This is a genomic window from Thiocystis violacea (genome assembly GCF_016583565.1).
Classification (GTDB): Bacteria; Pseudomonadota; Gammaproteobacteria; order Chromatiales; family Chromatiaceae; genus Thiorhodococcus; species Thiorhodococcus violaceus_A.
On sequence record NZ_NRRF01000147.1, the window covers coordinates 1 to 3,851 of the forward strand.

Annotated in this window: 5 protein-coding genes, 1 tRNA gene and 1 pseudogene; 6 read left to right on the forward strand and 1 reads right to left on the reverse strand. The window is 64.1% G+C overall.

Annotated elements, in window-relative coordinates; translation table 11 throughout:
• Positions 1–2: 2 nt before the first annotated feature.
• A complete protein-coding gene (locus CKO23_RS23995; protein ID WP_440870593.1) occupies positions 3–134 on the forward strand; it encodes an NnrS family protein in 132 nt (43 codons plus the stop codon).
• Between the two features lie 18 nt (positions 135–152).
• On the opposite strand, the gene CKO23_RS24000 is transcribed toward CKO23_RS23995, so the two are convergent.
• Positions 153–500, reverse strand: a complete 348-nt coding sequence (locus CKO23_RS24000; protein WP_200335922.1) for a nitrous oxide-stimulated promoter family protein — start codon at positions 498–500, stop codon at positions 153–155.
• A gap of 205 nt (positions 501–705) precedes the next feature.
• Between CKO23_RS24000 and moaB the strand changes: the two genes are divergently transcribed.
• The 5 genes and pseudogenes from moaB (at position 706) to CKO23_RS24025 (ending at position 3,629) form a co-directional block, all read left to right on the forward strand.
• On the forward strand, positions 706–1,236 hold the full coding sequence (gene moaB, locus CKO23_RS24005; RefSeq protein WP_200335924.1) for a molybdenum cofactor biosynthesis protein B: 531 nt from the start codon (positions 706–708) through the stop codon (positions 1,234–1,236).
• Positions 1,237–1,246: 10 nt separating this feature from the next.
• Positions 1,247–2,498: pseudogene (locus CKO23_RS24010) on the forward strand (molybdopterin molybdotransferase MoeA).
• 13 nt (positions 2,499–2,511) lie between these two features.
• Positions 2,512–2,766, forward strand: a complete 255-nt coding sequence (gene moaD / locus CKO23_RS24015) for a molybdopterin converting factor subunit 1 (RefSeq protein ID WP_200335926.1) — start codon at positions 2,512–2,514, stop codon at positions 2,764–2,766.
• A gap of 288 nt (positions 2,767–3,054) precedes the next feature.
• Positions 3,055–3,390 carry a hypothetical protein gene (locus tag CKO23_RS24020; RefSeq protein WP_207168684.1) on the forward strand — a complete coding sequence of 112 codons (336 nt, stop codon included), beginning with the start codon at positions 3,055–3,057 and terminating at the stop codon, positions 3,388–3,390.
• A gap of 162 nt (positions 3,391–3,552) precedes the next feature.
• Positions 3,553–3,629, forward strand: a tRNA-Pro gene (locus tag CKO23_RS24025).
• Positions 3,630–3,851 lie beyond the last annotated feature (222 nt).

Genomic DNA, 3,851 nt, shown 5'->3' on the forward strand with positions numbered 1-3,851 from the left:
CCTTGCTTGTTCCCGCCGGCTATCAGCTGTGGCTGATGGCCGGGGGCCTCTGCTGGATCCTGGCCTTCGGGCTCTTTCTCTGGGTGCATGCCCCAATGCTGCTCAGCCCGCGACCGGATGGCCGGCCGGGGTGAGTCGGTCAGACGCTTGCCTCACCGATCGCCCTTGCGGGCTTTCAACCTGGGCACGGGACGCCATTTGTCGAGCATGTGGCCGAGACTCAGGATGGGATGAGGAAGCAGCATGCGCGGGCCGGCGTAGCGCATGACCGCGCGCGTGCGCTCGCGCATGGCCGCCGCGTAGCAATGGACCTCGCACAGATTGCAGGCGGGCTTCTCCTCCTGGAAGGGACAGGTGTCCAGCCGGCGCTGGGCATAGTCGAGCAAGCCGGCGCAGTCCTCGCAGAGTTCGCGAGCGCTGGCATGATGATCGCGACAATAGATCGCCATCATGGCGGCGATGGTCTTCTTCTCGCGGTTGATACGACGCCCCGCTGACATGAGCGATCCTCTGGGTTCGAGGCCGCAAGTCCGGGCAGACGACCGGCGGCGCGGCGATGGAATTCGGTGATGGAGTCTTCCCCCAGGGGCCGGGAATCGCCTTGAGAAAGATCAAATCGGTGCGCGGTGCCGCGCGATCGAGATGACCCGAATGCCGGGCTGGATCGAGCCCAGGCCATTACGCTTGACATCGAAGGGGAACGATATGACCGAGCATTTCACCGAACAGGCATTTCTCCCGCTCAAGATCGCGATCCTAACCGTCTCCGATAGCCGAGACGAGGATCGGGACACCTCCGGTCACTTTCTGAAAGAGCGTGCCGAGGCGGCCGGACACGCGGTCTTCGCCAAGGAGATCGTGCCCGACGATCGCTATCAATTGCGGGCCATCGTCTCGCGCTGGATCGCCGATCCCGAGGTCAACGTCATCCTAAGCACCGGCGGGACCGGGGTCACCGGACGCGACAGCACCCCCGAGGCCGTCGTGGCGCTGTTCGACAAGGACATCGAAGGCTTCGGCGAACTGTTCCGGCAGCTCTCCTTCGCGGAGATCGGCGCCTCGACCATCCAGTCCCGCGCCTTCGCCGGCCTGGCCAACGGCACCTTCGTTTTCGGCCTGCCCGGCTCCACCGGCGCCTGTCGCACCGCCTGGGAGAGCATCCTCCAGCCCCAACTGGACATCCGCACCCGCCCCTGCAATTTCGCTCAACTCATCCCGCGTCTACGCGAGCAGTGAGACGATGCCCATGACGATGCCTCACGACTGCGGATCAATCACCGATCAGCGCCCGACGTTGAGCAAGCAAGAGGCGATCGACTTCCTGCTGTCGCGGGTCCAGCCGATCGCCGACACCGAGACCATCCCGACCGAGACCGGGCTCGGGCGCGTACTGGCCGCGCCGGTGAGGAGCAACATCAATGTCCCAGGCTGGGACAACAGCGCCATGGATGGCTATGCCATCCGCCACGCCGATCTGGACGACTGCGGCGGACGGCTGCGGGTCACCCAGCGCATCCCGGCTGGAACGACCGGCACGCCGCTGGAGCCTGGCACGGCCGCGCGCATCTTCACCGGCGCGCCCGTGCCCGAGGGCGCCGACACCGTGGTCATCCAGGAAATCTGTGTGCGCGAGGGCGAGACGGTCGTCATCCCGCTGGACGCCAAGGCCGGAGCGAACATCCGGCGCGCCGGCGAGGACATTCAGACCGGCGCGGAGGTGATCGCCGCCGGTACCCGGCTCGCCCCCCAGCACCTGGGACTGGCGGCCTCGATTGGGGTCGCGCAGCTGAGGGTCCACCGCCGCCTGCGGGTCGCCGTCCTGGCCAGCGGCGATGAGCTGACAATGCCGGGCGAGCCGCTGGGGCCGGGACAGATCTACAACTCCAACCGCTACACCATCAAGGGGCTGCTCCAGGGTCTGGGCTGCGAGATTCTGGACCTGGGGATCGTCGCGGACACCCTGGAGGCCACGATCGACGCCCTAGCCGGTGCGGCGCGGGAGGCAGACCTAATTGTCGCCAGCGGCGGTCTCGGTGGGCGAAGAAGATCATCTCAAGCCGGCCGTCGAGCAGCTCGGCAGCCTGGATCTCTGGAACATCGCGATACGCCCCGGCAAGCCGGTCGCCTTCGGCCGGGTCGGCGAGACACCCTTCTTCGGCAGCCCCGGCAATCCGGTGTCGCTGTTCGTGACCTTCTGCCTCTTCGCCCGCCCCCTCATCCTGCGCATGCAGGGCATCACCGGCGACCTGACGCCACGCACGCTCAGGCTCCGCGCCGGCTTCGACTGGCCCAAGCCAGACAAGCGCACCGAGTTCCATCGGGCGCGGCTCGAGACCGGCAAGGATGGCGAGATGGAGCTGGCCGTCTACCCCAGCCGCTCCTCGGCGGTCCTGTCCTCGGTCGCCTGGGCGGACGGTCTGATCGAGATCGCGCCCGACCAGGTGATCCAAGGCGGCGACCGGGTCGATTTCATCCCCTTTGCCAACCTCTTCCAGTGAGCGCACTGCCACCATGATCCGCATCCTCTATTTCGCCCGTTTCCGAGAACAGCTCGGACTGGCAGACGAATCCCTGACCCGTCCGCCCGGGATCGAGACGGTCGCCGACCTGCTCGCCCACCTTCGCGCTCGCGGCGGAGTCTGGGCCGAGACGCTGCCCGAGGGCGAGCGCCTGATGACGGCCGTCAACCAGGAACTCGTGCGTCCCGACACAGCGCTTCGCGACGGCGATGAGTTGGGGATCTTTCCGCCGGTCACGGGGGGATAACGAACCCCGGCGTCCTTTGAGGAGATTTCAACCTGGCCGACCGCCGCTCAATGATGATCGGCCGCCTGCTCCATGTGCACGCGCCCCGACTGGCTGCTGCCCCGATCACGTGGGCTTCTCAATTGACAGGGGGCATCTCCCCATAGGCGCCAACATAGCCGGCAGCCCTTGAAAATCCGTGGCGATCCGCGATCTGTTGCGATTTTTGCCACCATGTCCCAGGCCTCCAAGCCTGTCGATGTTGCCTTCGAAGACTTTCTGAAGGAATTGCCGCCCTAGTACGCCGAGATGGCGTATGCGTTGAAGGCGTTCGCGCGCCCGCGCAAGGTCAAGACACCGGCGCACCTGCTGCAGATAATGATGCTCTATTGCGGGCTCGACCAAGCGCTGCAAACCACCGCCGGGAGCTTCACGCTGCTGGAGGAGCGCATCACAGATACCGCAATCCACCGGCGTTTACGCGCATGCGGTCCCTGGTTGAAGGCGTTGCTGCAAACGCTGTTACCCGCGACGCAGACTCCATTGACGTTGATTTCCAGCGCTGACCTACATCCGCCACGATCCCTCGAGGCTGCGGTCAGCGGGAATTGCTGGATAGGTGACAGCGGTTCCCGCCGACTCTAAAAAACTTTTATTATCAGTCGCTTAGAAATTATGTTTTCGTAAACTTTTAGGTAAAATATATTTTAAAATCAAAGACTTATTTGTTTTATGGGCGGGAATAGCTGGATAGGTGATGAGGGCGTTGACACATGCCAGCTCAGACTTTATTCTTATTGGTCTTAGCGGGGCGTAGCGCAGCCTGGTAGCGCACCTGAATGGGGTTCAGGTGGTCGGAGGTTCAAATCCTCTCGCCCCGACCAAAAAACAACGGCTTAGGATCTTGGTCCTGAGCCGTTTTTCGTTGTGCCCCAGTTTTGCCCCAGTTCAGCACAGGTTTCGCCGTTTTCGGCCACCTGCTCAGGCGACACGGTGGCGACGGCGCACGTTGCCCACGGTGCGAGGCGAGCATTTGATGCCTTCAGCCTTGAGGGTCTCGGAAACCTTGACCTCGGAGAGCCCGGACAGCGCCAGGATGCGGCTGT